Raw genomic sequence first — 14,115 nt, 5'->3', positions numbered from 1 at the left:
GGGTGAAGAGCTCGGCGAGAGCGAGATGAGTGGCCATGGAGCGGCATACCGTCGACGACCTGGGAGCGGTTCTCGGCCTGGCTGCCGTCGGCGAGGCGCTCACCGCGCGCGCCACCGTCGACGAACAGGGCTACGTGACCGGCTGGAGCGCCGGCGCCGAACACCTCCTCGGGTACGCGCCGACGCAGATCCTGGGCCGCCCGGCCGTCTCCCTGCTCGCCGAGGAGCCCGCGGCGAGCGACCTCCCGCCCTTCCGGGACCTGCCGAGGTGGCACGGCACGCTCGTCCTCCGGCACCGGGACGGCCGCCGGGTGGAGGTCAAGGTGCTGGCGCATCACCGGACGTCGTACGCCGGGGTCCGCGACTGGTTCCTGGTCTCCGCCCTGTCGGGGGCACCGCCCCGCCCCGACGACGACGCGCTCACGCAGCGGGGGTTCCTCGACTCGCCGTGCTGCGCGACCTCGGTGCACGACACCGCTCTGCGCTTCCGCCGGTCCAACCGGTCCTCCCGCGGCGCCCTGGGCCTGAGCGACGACGACCTGCGCGGGCTGCGGATGACGGAGGCGCTGGACGACCCCGTGAGCGGTGAGGTCGAGCGGCTGATGCGGCTGGCCCTGGAGACCGGCGAGCCGCAGTACCTGGAGAACCACGCGCGGGCCCCCGGCGAGACCCGTGAGCACGCCTGGTCGGTCCACCTCTACCGGCTGGAGGACGACGACGGCCGCGTCCTCGGCGTGGCCTCCACGGGGCACGACATGACGGAGCAGTACTGGGCCCGCAAGCGCCTCCAGCTGATCGCCGGGGCCGGCCGGCGCATCGGCAGCACCCTCGACGTGACGCGGACGGCCCAGGAACTGGCCGACGTGGCGGTTCCGGACCTCGCCGACTTCATGAGCGTCGATCTGCTGGTGTCCCTCGACGAGGGCGGCACCTCCGACGACGTCGAGGCGGGGGCGGCGGTGGGGGAGCGGGAGTCGCCCTCGGAGGCATCGGCGGCGGGCCGCCGTTCGCTCGCCCTGCGGCGGATCGCCCACCAGTCCGTGTACGAGGGGAGTCCCGAGGCGGTCGTCGTGCCGGGTGAGGTGGACGACTACCCGGAGGGCTCCCCGCCGGTGGAGAGTCTGCGGTCGGGGCGGGCCGTGCTGTACCGGGTGACCGAGCCCGCGATCGCCGACTGGGTGGCCCAGGACCCGCTCAGGACCTCCCGTATCCGCGATTTCGGGTTCCACTCGGCGATGACCGTGCCCCTGTCGGCGCGCGGCACCACCCTGGGCGTCGCCGTCTTCGCCCGGCACCGGCACCCCGACCCGTTCCAGCAGGACGATCTCGTCCTGGCCGAGGAACTGTCGGCCCGGGCGGCGGTCTGCATCGACAACGCCCTGCGCTACACCCGCGAGCGCGGCACGGCCGTCACCCTGCAGCGCAGCCTGCTGCCGCAGGGCCTGCCCGAGCAGGCCGCGGTCGAGGTCGCCTCCCGCTACCTCCCGGCCGGCGCCCGGGCCGGGGTGGGCGGTGACTGGTTCGACGTGATCCCGCTGTCCGGGGCCCGGGTGGCGCTGGTCGTGGGCGACGTCGTCGGCCACGGCATCCACGCCTCCGCGACCATGGGCCGCCTGCGTACCGCCGTACGCACGCTCGCCGACATCGACCTGCCCCCCGACGAACTCCTCACCCACCTCGACGATCTCGTGGCCCGCCTGGCCACCGAGGCGGAGGGCGCGGAGCGGGCCCCGGGGGACGGGGAGACCACGGGAGACGTCGGCGCGACCTGTCTGTACGCCGTGTACGACCCCGTCACCCGCCGGTGCACGCTCGCCCGGGCCGGGCATCCGCTGCCGGTCGTGGTGAGCCCGGACGGCACCGTGGATCTGCTCGACCTTCCGGCGGGACCCCCGCTGGGCCTGGGCGGACTGCCCTTCGAGGCGCTGGAGACGGAACTGCCGGAGGGCAGCCTGCTCGTCCTCTACACCAACGGCCTGGTCGAATCCCGGGGCGCCGCCATCGACGACGGCGTGGACCGGTTGCGCCGGGCTCTCGCCGCTCCCGCCGCCTCCCTGGACACGCTGTGCGACAAGGTCCTCGGAGCCGTGCTTCCCCAGCGGCCCACCGACGACGTGGCCCTGCTCGTCGCCCGCACCCGCGCGCTCGACGCCGACCACGTCGCCAGCTGGGACGTGACCCCCGACCCCTCCGCCGTCGCCGAGGCCCGTAAGAACGCCCTCTGCCAGCTGGAGATCTGGGGCCTGAACGACGCGGCCTTCGTCACCGAGCTGGTCGTCAGCGAACTGGTCACCAACGCCATCCGGCACGCCGAGCCGCCCGTCCAACTGCGGCTCATCCATGACCGCAGCCTCATCTGCGAGGTCTCGGACGCCAGCAGCACGGCACCCCATATGCGCCGCGCCCGCACCTTCGACGAGGGCGGCCGCGGCCTGCTCCTGGTCGCCCAGCTCACCCAGCGCTGGGGCACCCGACCGACCCCCGTCGGCAAGACGATCTGGACGGAACAGACCATCGAGCCCGCCGAACCGTGACCTAGGGCCTGCCCTGCTTGGGCCCGTTGAGGACGTCGGCGGCATGCCGGGGGCCGTGCTTGGACGAGAACTGGCCGACGAGTTCACGGAAGCACACCAGTGCGGTGATCGGGGGAATTCCGACGATCACCATGGCCAGCAGAGAACTCCCTGACTGACCGATGCACAGAGCGACCGCCGTGCCCGAGGAGAGCAGCATCACCGCCCAGGACCGACGGGCGGTTCGGTTCTGAACAGCCGCCCGCAGGATGGACAGACCCGCCAGCAGCCATGGCCCGTACACGGTCAGCGGCCACCAACGCGCCAGATGTTCCGACACCACGAGCAGGGCGATGTCGCGTAGTTGGCTGTACGAATAAGAGACCGACCAGTACAGCATCGTCAGCGCGCACACGGCGATCGTCGAAATTAAGATCGCCACAGGAATGATTCTCGGGTTGCCGGAAATGATGTGAGCCCCCGGGCGTGGTCGCCGTCGGCTGACCGGGCGGCGCGGGGGCTCATGACCGTCCATCAGGGGTGCGAGGGGATCCATGCTGTGCGCCGTGTGCGGCATGGGGACCAGCTGGTCGTCCCCATCCCATCCGCCTGACGGGGTCCTCGGACCGGGGAGCCAGATGTGCTGCATCTCGAGTGGTTGAGTGCAGTCGGGGTTCTGATCGACCGAATCATAATCGGTTCTCATTTTTGAATTCTGTCCGTTCGGGATCTGCTTTTCCGACCGGTGCGAGAGGGTCGGTGTCAGACAATGAGCATCCGGGAGAATATCGACCGGCAGGGAATATCGCGAGGACCGAATCGCGGTCCATGGTCGATGAAATGGTGAAGGCTCGTCGCGTGAAAGGCCGAGATCGTCACCCCGGGCAACGTCCAGACACGCCCCCGGATGGCCTATCCGCCGTGATCGTGGGCATCTCGTCATAACGTGCGCAATATGACGAAATGGCATATTGCGCATCTGGCGTGTATCGCGGCGGTCATCGGGGTGGGGCTCGGGGCCGCCCCGTCGGCTGTCGCCCATGAGCGGACCCACGTGGTCTTTCCGGGGGAGTCGATCCAGAAGACGGTGGACGCCGCCCGGCCGGGAGACACCGTTCTCCTGGCCTCCGGTACGTTCCACGAGAGTGTCACGGTGAGCACGCCCGGGCTCACCCTGCGCGGTATGGGCCGCGGCACCGTGATCCGGCCGGCCGCGAAGAAGGCCGCCGACAGCTGTGCCAAGAGCGGCAACGGCATCTGCGTGGTCGGGAAGAAGGGCCGCCACGTCAAGGGTGTCTCCGTCGCCGGCCTGACCGTGACCGGCTTCGCCGGGTCCGGTGTGTTCGCCGAGTCGACCGACGGGCTGACCGTGCGGCATGTGACCGCCGTGAAGAACGGGGTCTGGGGCATCGCCCAGGAGCGTTCGGTGCGCGGTGTGTTCCGGCAGAACACCGCCCGGCACAACGGCGACGCCGGCCTGTTCCTCGCCAACACGATCAAGGCCGAGGAAGGCGCCGCGGACACCAAGGGAACGGTCGTCGCGCACAACCTCCTGGAGGGCAACCGGATCGGCGTCACCGTCCGGCGCCTGCGGAACCTCACCGTCGCGGACAACCTCGTCACCGGCAACTGCGCGGGCGTCTTCGTCGTGGGCGACGAGAACAAGCCGAGGGCCGGCGCGCTGACGGTGAGCGACAACCGCATCGAGCGGAACAACAAGTCCTGTCCGAAGACCGCGCGGCTGGACGCGCTGCAGGGCACCGGCATCGTCCTGACCGGCACCGAGGACACCCTGGTGACACGGAACCTGATCAGGGAGAACACCGGCAACTCCCCACTGTCGGGCGGCATCGTCGTATGGAAGAGCTTCGTGGGCACCACCAGCGAGCGGAACCGGATCACCGGCAACGTGCTGGAGGGCAACGGCCCGGCGGACCTCGTCAACACGGACACCGCGGGCAAGGGCAACACCTTCCAGGGCAACGCCTGCCGGGCGTCCAAGCCCGCGGGACTGTGCTGACCGGCCGTGGTGTCGCTCATCAACTCCCGGAGGAGGAACGCCACATGACGACCGCACGGACGGCACAGACAGCACAGGCGGCACAGGCGGCACAGACGGCACAGACGGCACAGACCGTGCAGGCCGTGGATACGGCGGGGGCCGCGCAGACCACCTCCCCACCCTCCCCACCGGCGCCCATGCGGTTCAGGGAGCTCGTGTTCGGGGCGGCCTGTGCCGCCGCCCTGCGCGCGGCCGCCCGGCTGAAGGTCGCCGACGCCCTCGGTGACGTCCCGCTGGCCGTGGAGGAACTCGCGGCGGCGGTGAAGGCCGAACCGAGGCCGCTACGACGGCTGTTGCGGGCCCTGTCCTGCTACGGCGTCTTCGCCGAGCGGCCGGACGGGACGTTCACGCACACCGACATGTCCCGGCTGCTGCGCGAGGACGACCCGCACAGCCTGCGCGCCATCGCCCTGTGGTGCACCGAGCCGTGGACCTGGGACGCCTGGCCGAGGCTGGACGAGGCGGTGCGCACCGGCCGTAACGTCGTCGAGGACCTCTACGGCAAGGAGTTCTTCGTCTACCTCAACGAGGACGCCCCGGAGTCGGCCGATGTCTTCAACCGCGCCATGACGACGTCCAGTGTGCAGTCGGCGCGGGACGTCGCGGAGTTCCTGGATCTGTCGGGGAGTTCGTCCGTCGCCGACATCGGCGGTGGTCAGGGGCATGTGGTGGCGAGCCTGCTGGAGAAGCATCCGGGGCTGCACGGCACCCTGCTCGATCTGCCGCGCGTGGTGGAGCACGCCGACCCGCGGCTGCGGGCGGGCGGCGCGCTCGCGGGCCGGATGCGCATCGTGCCCGGTGACTGCCGTGTGGCCGTCCCGGTTCGGGCTGATGTGTACATCATCAAGAACATCCTGGAGTGGGACGACGACAGCACCGCCCGGACCCTGCGCAACGTCATCGGTGCGGGTGGGCCCGGAACGCGGGTCGTGATCATCGAGAACCTCGTCGACGACACGCCCTCGATGCGGTTCAGCACCGCCATGGACCTGCTGCTGCTCCTCAATGTGGGAGGTGCCAAGCACACCACCGAGAGCATGGTCGGCAGGCTGACGGCCGCGGGGCTGGTCATCGACGACGTGCGGCCGGTCAACGCCTACCTGCACGCGTTCGACTGCCACGTGCCCGGCTGAGCACCGGCACCCCGCGAAACCGGCCGCCGGGCCCGCGATGTCGCGGGCCCGGCGGCCGGTGTGGTCGGCCGGGTCAGCCGGCCGGGTCGCGTTCCCAGAGGTAGAAGCGCCGTGCCATCGCGTCCTTCGGGGAACGCCAGGTGGCGGGGTCGTATGCGCTGACATGGGCCGTCAGCCGGTCGCTGACGGCCCGGAACTCGGGGTGCCCGGCCGCCTCGGCGATGGCGGGTCCGGGGTCGCGCTCGGACTCGATGAGGTGCAGGTACACCTCACCGAACTGGAAGAGGCTGCGCCGGGAGACCCCGATGAGGTGCGGCAGCTCCCCCCGGTCGGACTCCTCGAAGATCCTGGCGATGTCCGGGGCGGCGTCCGGGGCCATCCGGGCGACGATCAGGGTGTGGTGCACAGGCGTTCTCCGTCCGGCTCAGTCGGTCAGGCCGGGCGCGGCGGCACCCTGCTCGGCGGCGGCCTTCTCGATGCGGTCCCGGATCAGGGCCATCTGGACCTTGGAGTTCCGGTTGATGTTGCCGGTCATCCAGTCGTCGTCGACCGGGGCGTCCGGCTTCATCGCGAAGTCCTGCGTCCACACCATCCGGGTGCCGCCCGGGACCTTCTCGTACTCCCACACGATGTCCATGTGGGCGAACGGCCCGGTCTCGACGCGGCGGGCCCGCACGCTGAGCGTGTCGCGGTCCGTCTCCCGTTCCGAGACCCAGCTCCACACCTTGCCGTTCTCGTCGGGGTGCATGGTCAGCCGGAACGTCGTCCTGTTCCCCTCCTGGGAGAGGATCTCGGCGGTGGCGTACTCGCTGAACAGCCGGGGCCAGTTCGCCACGTCGTTGGTCATCTCCCAGACCAGGTCGACCGGCGCGGCGATGGTGATCTCGTTCTGTGTGTGTCCGGCCATGTCAGGCTCCCGCGAGAAGCGCGCTGTTGGTGAGTTCGAGGAACTGCCGGGGGCTCTTGCTCTTCTCCGCGTCCGGCGGCATCGGCGTGCCGTAACGGTTCTCCAGCTCGCCCACGATGCCGAGCAGACCGAGCGAGTCGACGCCGAGGGCGTCGAAGCCCGAGTCGTACCGCCGTTGGAGCTCCTCCGGGGGGACGGTGACTCCGGCGGCCTTCTTCATGAGCTCGGACAGCTCTTCCACGGTGATGCGGTCACTCATGCGGGTTCTCCCTTGGTGGTTGGTGACGCCTCGCTACGAGGCGTCGCCGGCGCCGAGCCGTAGCACCAGCGCCGAGTTCGACCCCATGAGTCCTCGGCTGAGGACAAGCGCCGTGCGCGGTTCGGCGGCGCGGGCGCGGGTGGTGACGAGGTCGAGGTCGTGGCAGATGTCGAAGACGTTGGGGGTGGGCGGGATCACGCCGTGCTCCATCGCGAGCACCGCCGCGGCGACGTCCAGGACGGGAGCCGCGCCGTAGCCCCGGCCGATGGCGGTCTTCGGCGCGGTGACGGGGACGCGGATGCCGTGCGGGCCCAGGGCGTCGGCGATCGCCAGCGCCTCGGCCCGGTCCGCCTCCGGTACGCCGAGGGCGTCCGCGAAGACCACGTCGATCTCCTCGGGGGCACAGACCGCCTCGCGCAGGGCACCCCGGATCGCCTCGGCCAGCCCCTCCCGGGACCGCTCCCAGCGGGACGCGCCGGTGAAGGTCGCCGCGTGTCCCGCCAGGACGGCCCGGACGGGCGCGCCCCGCTGCCGGGCCGCGCTCTCGGCCTCCACGACGAGCATGGCGCCGCCCTCGGCGGGCACGAAACCGCAGGCCGCCGCCGTGAAGGGGCGGTAGGCCCGCTCCGGGTCCTCGACGGTGCTCAGCTCGTCGTAGCCGAGCTGGCAGACCACCGAGTAGGGGGCCAGCGGCGCCTCGGTCGCGCCGGCCACCATCACATCGGTGCCGCGCCGCACGGCCCGCGCCGCGTGCGCCAGGGCGTCCAGGCCGCCGGCCTCGTCGGAGGCGATCACCCCGCAGGGGCCCTTGAAGCCTCGCCGGATGGAGATCTGGCCGGTGCTGGCGGCGTAGAACCAGGCGATCGACTGGTACGGCCCCACGAAACGGCTGCCCTTGGACCACAGCTGCTGCAGCTCCCGCTGCCCGAACTCACCGCCGCCGGAGCCGGCCGCGGTGACCACGCCCACGGAGAACGGCGCGGCGTCGGTCTCGGGCCGGTGGAGGCGGGCGTCGTCGAGCGCCTGGTCGGCCGCCGCCATCGCGAAGTGCGTGAACCGGTCGGTCTGGACGAGGTAGCGCTCCTCGATCGCCGACGGCGGGTCGAAGCCCCGGATTTCACCGGCCACCCGCAGCGGCAGGTGCTCGCATCCGTCGCGGGTGACCCGGTCCAGGACGCTGATGCCCTCCCTGGTGGACTTCCAGAAGGTCTCGGTGCTGGTTCCGTTGGGCGCGACCACGCCGATTCCGGTGACGGCCGCGCGCCGAGGACGCCGTTCGCTCATCGTGTCTTCTCCCTCGGCAGGGTCAGGACCACCGCGGACTGGAAGCCGCCGAACCCGCTGCCCACGGAGAGCACGTTGTTCAGCCGTCGCTCACGGGCGACGCGCGGGACGTAGTCCAGGTCGCACTCCGGGTCCGGGGTCTCGTAGTTCGCGGTGGGCGGGACGACCTGGTGGGCCAGGGCCAGCGCGCAGGCGACGACCTCGATGGCGCCGATCGCGCCGAGGGAGTGGCCCACCATGGACTTGATGGAGCTCATGGGCGTGTCGTAGGCGTGTGCGCCCAGGACCCGTTTGACGGCGGCCGTCTCGTGCCGGTCGTTCTGTTTGGTGCCCGAGCCGTGCGCGTTGACGTAGTCGATGGCGGTGGGGTCGAGCCGGGCGTGGTCGAGGGCGTCCTCGATGGCCCGGGCCATCTCCAGGCCCTCGGTGGTCAGACCGGTCATGTGGTAGGCGTTGCCGAAGGTGGCGTAGCCGCTGAGTTCGCAGTACACGTGCGCACCCCGGGCCCGGGCGTGGTCCAGCTCCTCCAGGACGAGTACGGCGCCGCCCTCGCCCATGACGAACCCGTTGCGGTCCGCGTCGAAGGGGCGGGAGGCGTGGGCCGGGTCATCGTTGTTGGGGGACGTGGCCTTGATGGCGTCGAAGCAGGCCATGGTGATCGGGGAGATCGGCGAGTCAGAGGCGCCGGCTATGCAGATGTCGGCCCGGCCCTCCTCGATCGTGTGGAAGGCGTACCCGACCGCGTCGAGGCCCGAGGTGCAGCCGGTGGAGACGGTCTGCACCGGCCCGCGTGCTTCGAACCGCTCCGCCACCGTCGACGCGAGGGTGCTGGGCGCGAACGCCCGCTGCAGATGCGGGCCCGCCTCCCGGTGGTCCACGTCCCAGCGCTGCCCACGGCCGCTGACCAGGACGTAGTCGTGCTCCAGCCGGGTGGTGCCGCCGACCGCGGTGCCCAGGGAGACCCCGACCCGCCAGGGGTTCTCCGTGGCGAGGTCGAGCCCGGAGTCCGCAATCGCCTCCTCACCGGCGACCAGGGCGAACTGGATGTACCGGTCGCACCGGGCGATGTCCTCGGCGTTCAGCCCGTGGGCCGCCGGGTCGAAGTCGCACTCGGCGGCGATCCTCGACCGCAGGCCGGACGGGTCGAAGAAGGTGATGCCGCGTGTCGCCGTACGACCGCCTGCCAGGAGGTCCCAGAACGCCGGGACACCGATGCCGCCCGGAGCGACGATGCCTATGCCGGTGACCGCCACGCGCCTGGTCATGAGCGGACCTGAGGCCGCTCGGCCGCCCGCCCCGCACCCGCGTGGGTGGCCTCCACCGGGATCGGCACGCCGTTCGCGTCCTCGGTGTCGACATGGCCGAGCGGCGGGCTCGGGGCCAGCGGGCCGAGGTGGAAGACCATACGGGCCTCCACCCTGCCGACGTTGCGGAAGCGGTGCCGCATGTGGGACGGGATCAGGAGCCCCTGCTCGGGCCGCAGTTCATACGGCTCGCCGTCCAGGTCCACCTCCAGCTGCCCGCAGATGACGTAGATGAACTCCTCGGAGTACGGGTGGTAGTGCTCGGCGATGCGGTCGCCGGGCGGCACGATGGCGACCCCCATGAAACCGCTGGTGGAGCCGACTGTGGTGGGGGTCAGCATGGCGCGCAGGTCGCCGCCGCGCCGAGTGTTGGGCTCGACCTCGCTGACATCCACGATTCCGGGATGGCGTTTGATCACGACGTTCCTCCGAACATGTGCTGCGTCGAACGTGAGCTGTGTCGAACAGGTGCTGCGTCTACGTGAGGGCGTGGCCGTCACCGCCCGGGTGGCGGTGGGTCAGGCGTCGGGCGCGCGGCGGTCGGTGACGAGTTCCATGCGGGCGACCGTGAGCAGGCGGGCGGGGGCGCCGTCCTTCAGCGCCGAACCGTCCAGGCCGAGGGCCGCGCCGTCGAGCAGCTTCGTCAGCTCGGCCGCCCGTCCGCGATCCGTGAGCCCGAGCACGGGGCCGGGTTCGCTGTCGATCCCGCCGCGTACGTCGACCAGCCGCACCACGACGTCGTCGCGCTGGAAGATCGTGCTGCGCAGCACCGGCCCGCGCGTATCGTCCGCCGCCGCCTCGTCCTGGCGGGCGAGCAGCTCGGCCAGCCGCAGACCGCACCCCTGACGGGCCGGGTAGTACAACGCGTGCCGCACGGCGTCCGGGCTTTCCTGGCCGGCCGTCACATGGTGGACGGCGGGCAGCGCCGCGCGGGTGAAGAAGACCCGGGCGGACTCGGGGTCGTCGAGGTCCCGGTCCTGCTCCAGATAGGGGTTGATGGCCTCCTCGACGGCCCGCACCTCGGGCTGCCGGGCGACATGGCGCAGCGCGGCGAGCAGATCGCCCCGCACCTCGATGGCCCGCACCACCCGGTTGCCGTGCATGAACAGGGAGGTGCGGCACAGCCGGGTGGTGTCGTCGACCTTCGGTTCGGGGGAGGTGTAGCCGGCCAGGATCCGGGCGACGGTCTCCTCGCTGCCCGGCTTGACCGTGAAGGTGAGCGCGTGCCGGATCAGGCCGTCGCCGATCCGGGGCGAGGTCTGGAGCCGGCGCTTGCCGGGCTCGGCGTCCACCGCCGGGCCGCCGGTCTCGCGGACGATGTGGAAGCGCAGCGAACGGGTGTCCCGGACGCAGCTGTGCAGGGGCTCCACCATCCGTACGTGTTCCTCGCTGTTCACCCAGGTGAGGAAGGGCGGGGCGCTCTCCCACTCACTGGTGATGAGCCATTGGGAGGGGTTCTCGATGGACTGGCACAGCTGGTCGCTGACATGCCCGGGGACGGACGCGACCTGGTTGCACAGCTGCTCGTACGCCTCCAGGAACTGCTGTTGGGCGCCGTCGTAGACGTCCACCAGCAGGACGACACGGAGCCTGGAGCCGTCGAACACGGACTGGGAGACACGCTGCGACGCCTGGTGCGTCAGCTGGTCAGAAACACGTTCAGAAGTGGTGGTCATCCTGCGCACATCTCCTTCATGGGGGCGGAGGCGGACGGACGTCGGCCCCGTCGGCGGGACGTCGGCGTGCCTCGATCCTGAGCCCGCCCCCTCAGGTGCGCGACTCGTATGCACTACGCGGGTGACCGGCTTACTCGTAAGGGGGAACCGGCTCCGGCCGGCGGCCGCCACGCGGCGCGTGCGTGGCGGCCGCGGCGGCTATCGCGTCCGGCATGGATCAGGCCACGCTTCCGGCCGACTTCTTGCGGCGCGCCGCGTACAGCGCGCCGGCGGCGACCGTCAGCACGGCCAGCCCGCCCGCGGTCATGGTCGGCGAGGCCAGGGCGCCACCGCCGGTGTGCACACCACCGCTGGGCTTCTCGTGCTTCCCGCTCCAGCCGTTCTCGTCGTGCTTCTCACCGCCGGCGCTCTCGTCCTGCTTGCCGCTCCAGGAGTCCTCGCTGTGCGCGCCGTCCTTCGAGGTCTCCGAGTCCTGCTTGCTCCAGTCGTCCTCGTTCAGGGTGGTCAGCGCGCCACCGCCGGTGTGCACACCACCGTGGGGCTTCTTGTGCTTGCCGGTCCAGGAGCCCTCGTCGCCCTTCGTGCTGTCCTTGGAGGTTTCCGAGTCCTCCTTGGACGTCTCAGAGTCCTCCTTGGTCCAGTCGTCCTCGTTCACGGTGGTCAGCGCGCCACCACCGGTGTGCATGCCACCACGCGGCCCGTCGTGCTCCTTACCGTGCTCCTTCTCCTTGCCGTACTCCTTCTCCGCGTCCTTCTCCTTGTCGTACTCCTTCTCCGAGTCCTGCTCCTTGTCCTGCTCCTTGCTGTAGGAGGAGTCCGTGTGGTCCCCGTCGTCCTCGACCGCGTAGGCGACGGGTGCGCCGAGTGCGAGGACGGCCGAGGTCGCCGCAGTGGCCATGAGCATGCGAGCAGAGCGCATCTGACGTTCCTTCCGTCGACGGCAGGGCAGCTGGCACTTCGTCAGCTGGGATGACCCGCCCCCGACGTGATCCACCGTCAGCCAGTCCGCGCCCCGCCACCACTCGGGACAATCACTCGGGTGAACCGGCGTGGGAAGCGAGGGAACGACCACGTCAAACAGCCGGCCGACCCCCGGTGTCGCGGGGTCGGCCGACTGTGTCTGACAGAAGGTCAGGCCGCTGCCAGCAGCGTGGTCAGGACCTCGCGCAGTGCCGACTCGGCATCCGGGACCGGCCCAGGCGACCGCCAGGCCACGAACCCGTCGGGCCGGACCAGTACGGCGCCTCCACGCGTCGTCCCGTGGGCGGCCGCCCAGTCCGCGCCGCCCTCGGGCGTCAGGTCGGCGTCGGGCCCGTCGCCCACCCGGTACGAGGCCAGCGGGACGGACATCGCCTCGGCGAGGCGGAGGGCGGCCTCGTGCCAGCCGCCCGGTTCGGCGGCATCGGTGCCGGTGCCGGTGCCGGTGCCGGTGCCTGTGCTGGCGTCGGCGTCGCTGAGCAGGACGAGTGAGCGTTCGTAGAGGTCGAGGGTGGAGATACGGTCGCCTCGGTGCCGTACCGCCAAGTGGGGTGCCCTGCTTCCGGGTTCGCCGGACAGGTCGAGGCGTTCCGGGACGACCGGGGTCGCGGGGTCGGTGCCGAGGACGGCGCCGCGCGGATAGCGGTAGCCGAGGGCCACGTTGAGGATGCCCCGCTGCGGGCCCCCGCCCCCGCCACCGCCGACGCCGGGAGCCGGGGCGAAGCCGGGGTGGCTGTGCTCCACCGACCGGCCGGCGGCGCGGGCGCTGGTCGCCTCCGCCACCGGGCGGCGCTCGGCGTCGTACGTGTCCAGCAGGCCGTCCCCGGCCCAGCCGCCGAGCACGGCCGCCAGCTTCCAGGCGAGGTTGTGTGCGTCCTGGATACCGGTGTTGGAGCCGAACGCCCCCGTGGGGGACATCTCGTGGGCCGAGTCACCGGCCAGGAAGACCCGTCCCGCCCGGTAGCTGCGGGCGACCCGCTGGGCGGCGTGCCAGGGGGCCTTGCCGGTGACCTGGACGTCGAGGTCGGCGACCCCGACCGCGCGGCGGATGTGCGCGACGCACCGCTCTTCGGTGAACTCCTCCAGCGCTTCGCCGCGTTCGGGGTGCCAGGGGGCGTGGAAGACCCAGTTCTCCCGGTTGTCCACGGGCAGCAGCGCGCCGTCGGCGTCCGGGTTCGTCAGGTAGCAGACGATGAAACGCCGGTCGCCCACGACGCCGGCGAGGCCGCGGGAGCGGAAGGTGATGCTGACGTTGTGGAACAGGTCGCCCGGACCGCTCTGGCCGATGCCGAGCTGCTCGCGGACCGGGCTGCGGGGGCCGTCGGCGGCCACGAGGTAGTCCGCGTGGACGGTGGTGTGCTCACCCGTCTCCCGGCTCTTGACCACCGCGGTGACGCCGGAGGGATCGCTGTCGAACGACAGCAGTTCGGTGCCGTACCGCAGATCGCCGCCCAGCCGCTCGGCGTGCTCGAACAGCACCGGCTCCAGGTCGTTCTGGCTGCACAGGCACCACGAACTGGGGCTGAACCGGGCCAGCCCGCCGCCCGCGTCGATCTCCTTGAAGAGCCACTCGCCCGCCTCGCCGACCAGGGTGGGCGTCTGCAGGATGCCGTGGTTGTCGGCCAGCGTGGCGGCCGCCCGCCGGATCCCCGGCTCCACACCGGCCGTCCGGAACAGCTCCATCGTGCGGACGTTGTTGCCCCGGCCGCGCGGATGGATGGAGGTACCGGCGTGCCGCTCCACCAGCATGTGCCGCACCCCCAACCGCCCCAGGAACACCGAGGTCGACAGCCCGACGAGGGAACCCCCGACGACGAGGACGGGAACCTGATGGGTCGTGGGGCCGGTTCCATGGGCTCGACCGGTGTGATCGGCTCGACCGGTTCGGCCCTCTTGATCGGCTCGACCGGTTCGATCGGCTCTCTGATGCATCGCTCGCCTCCAGCGCGTGGGTGTGGGTGTCCGTCGTGTCCGTGGTGTCCGCCGACTCGGCCGGATC

General features: G+C 71.4%; 13 protein-coding genes. 3 read left to right on the top strand and 10 right to left on the bottom strand.

Annotated elements, in window-relative coordinates; genetic code table 11:
• Positions 1 to 35: 35 nt before the first annotated feature.
• Positions 36 to 2,534: a SpoIIE family protein phosphatase gene (locus tag JIX56_RS22090; RefSeq protein ID WP_257542931.1), complete on the top strand. Its 2,499-nt coding sequence runs from the start codon at positions 36 to 38 to the stop codon at positions 2,532 to 2,534.
• A 1-nt stretch (position 2,535) separates the two neighbouring features.
• On the opposite strand, the gene JIX56_RS22085 is transcribed toward JIX56_RS22090, so the two are convergent.
• Positions 2,536 to 2,955, bottom strand: a complete 420-nt coding sequence (locus tag JIX56_RS22085; protein ID WP_257542930.1) for a DUF2637 domain-containing protein — start codon at positions 2,953 to 2,955, stop codon at positions 2,536 to 2,538.
• A 513-nt stretch (positions 2,956 to 3,468) separates the two neighbouring features.
• Here JIX56_RS22085 and JIX56_RS22080 point away from each other — a divergent pair.
• A complete protein-coding gene (locus tag JIX56_RS22080; protein WP_257542929.1) occupies positions 3,469 to 4,533 on the top strand; it encodes a right-handed parallel beta-helix repeat-containing protein in 1,065 nt (354 codons plus the stop codon).
• 179 nt (positions 4,534 to 4,712) lie between these two features.
• Entirely contained in the window at positions 4,713 to 5,708 is a 996-nt protein-coding gene (locus tag JIX56_RS22075; protein WP_257551022.1) for a methyltransferase, read from the top strand.
• 73 nt (positions 5,709 to 5,781) lie between these two features.
• Here JIX56_RS22075 and JIX56_RS22070 read toward each other — a convergent pair whose 3' ends face one another.
• The 9 genes from JIX56_RS22070 to JIX56_RS22030 form a co-directional block, all read right to left on the bottom strand.
• Entirely contained in the window at positions 5,782 to 6,114 is a 333-nt protein-coding gene (locus JIX56_RS22070) for a TcmI family type II polyketide cyclase (protein ID WP_257542928.1), read from the bottom strand.
• 18 nt (positions 6,115 to 6,132) lie between these two features.
• Entirely contained in the window at positions 6,133 to 6,615 is a 483-nt protein-coding gene (locus JIX56_RS22065) for an SRPBCC family protein (protein WP_257542927.1), read from the bottom strand.
• A 1-nt stretch (position 6,616) separates the two neighbouring features.
• Entirely contained in the window at positions 6,617 to 6,874 is a 258-nt protein-coding gene (locus tag JIX56_RS22060; protein ID WP_257542926.1) for an acyl carrier protein, read from the bottom strand.
• 33 nt (positions 6,875 to 6,907) lie between these two features.
• On the bottom strand, positions 6,908 to 8,158 hold the full coding sequence (locus JIX56_RS22055) for a ketosynthase chain-length factor (protein WP_257542925.1): 1,251 nt from the start codon (positions 8,156 to 8,158) through the stop codon (positions 6,908 to 6,910).
• Positions 8,155 to 9,423 carry a beta-ketoacyl-[acyl-carrier-protein] synthase family protein gene (locus tag JIX56_RS22050; RefSeq protein ID WP_257542924.1) on the bottom strand — a complete coding sequence of 423 codons (1,269 nt, stop codon included), beginning with the start codon at positions 9,421 to 9,423 and terminating at the stop codon, positions 8,155 to 8,157. Before JIX56_RS22050 ends, JIX56_RS22055 begins: the two co-directional genes overlap by 4 nt.
• Positions 9,420 to 9,803, bottom strand: a complete 384-nt coding sequence (locus JIX56_RS22045; RefSeq protein WP_257551020.1) for a cupin domain-containing protein — start codon at positions 9,801 to 9,803, stop codon at positions 9,420 to 9,422. Before JIX56_RS22045 ends, JIX56_RS22050 begins: the two co-directional genes overlap by 4 nt.
• Before the next feature lie 177 nt (positions 9,804 to 9,980).
• The gene (locus JIX56_RS22040; protein ID WP_257542923.1) at positions 9,981 to 11,138 is read right to left on the bottom strand and encodes a SchA/CurD-like domain-containing protein; all 1,158 of its coding nucleotides are present in this window, start codon (positions 11,136 to 11,138) and stop codon (positions 9,981 to 9,983) included.
• A gap of 217 nt (positions 11,139 to 11,355) precedes the next feature.
• On the bottom strand, positions 11,356 to 12,057 hold the full coding sequence (locus tag JIX56_RS22035; RefSeq protein WP_257542922.1) for a hypothetical protein: 702 nt from the start codon (positions 12,055 to 12,057) through the stop codon (positions 11,356 to 11,358).
• A 212-nt stretch (positions 12,058 to 12,269) separates the two neighbouring features.
• A complete protein-coding gene (locus JIX56_RS22030; RefSeq protein WP_257542921.1) occupies positions 12,270 to 14,048 on the bottom strand; it encodes an FAD-dependent oxidoreductase in 1,779 nt (592 codons plus the stop codon).
• Positions 14,049 to 14,115 lie beyond the last annotated feature (67 nt).

It is taken from the genome of Streptomyces sp. CA-210063, assembly GCF_024612015.1.
In the GTDB taxonomy this organism is placed as follows: domain Bacteria; phylum Actinomycetota; class Actinomycetes; order Streptomycetales; family Streptomycetaceae; genus Streptomyces.
The sequence above is the reverse complement of the archived record's forward strand: the minus strand, read 5'-3'. Positions and strand labels throughout refer to the sequence as shown.